The organism is Vibrio sp. 1727, from assembly GCF_033344415.1.
Classification (GTDB): Bacteria; Pseudomonadota; Gammaproteobacteria; order Enterobacterales; family Vibrionaceae; genus Vibrio; species Vibrio alginolyticus.
The window spans coordinates 1-664 of sequence record NZ_JAWPOT010000324.1 but is presented as its reverse complement, the minus strand read 5'-3'; the positions used below and the strand labels follow the sequence as shown (position 1 = coordinate 664).

Genomic DNA, 664 nt, shown 5'->3' with positions numbered 1-664 from the left:
TTCAAGCAAAGCGTGGATGTCGCGGTACACAATGCTGCCACTATGATTTTAGAAGACAGGCGTAAGAATCGCGATAATGATGTGCCTGTCATTTTCTCTCATACCAGTTATGATGATGACAAAGAGCTGGACTGGTTTGAGAAACCAATCTTAAACGTCAACTTTAGGTGATTGGCGTTTGCGCAGAACCGAAACAATAGAGTAATCGTACCCAAGGAGGAATCGTGGGATTCTTTTCACGCTTGTTTGGTGGCAGTGAAAAAACTGCTGAAGTAAAAACGGTAGAGCCTGTCGAATACAAAGGCTTTCTGATCTATCAAGAGAGCATTTCAGAAGGCGGTCAATACAGAATCGCAGGACGCATTGAAAAGTCCTACGATGGAGAAGTCAAAACGCATCGTTTCATCCGATCTGATTTGCTCGCTTCTGAGGGAGATGCAAACGAGCTGATGTTGAAGAAATCTCAAATGTTTATCGATCAAATGGGCGACAAAATCTTCGATTAACAATTCGCTGCAACTTGATACGAATCATCTTAACGAGGGCCATTAGTGTATATGCTGATGGCTCTTTCTTTTTTTAGCTTAAATGTCTGTTAACTAAGTAGTTACGACGATCTGGTTAGACCTCGGTCTTGTGTGACAAAGCGTTGTTATTTTTCATG

Annotated in this window: 1 protein-coding gene and 1 pseudogene; both read left to right on the top strand. The window is 41.9% G+C overall.

Annotated elements, in window-relative coordinates:
• A pseudogene (locus R8O10_RS25520) lies at positions 1-171 on the top strand (competence protein ComFB); the annotation flags it as partial.
• A 53-nt stretch (positions 172-224) separates the two neighbouring features.
• A complete protein-coding gene (locus R8O10_RS25515; protein ID WP_005498884.1) occupies positions 225-506 on the top strand; it encodes an HlyU family transcriptional regulator in 282 nt (93 codons plus the stop codon).
• The last annotated feature ends 158 nt before the right edge of the window (positions 507-664 follow it).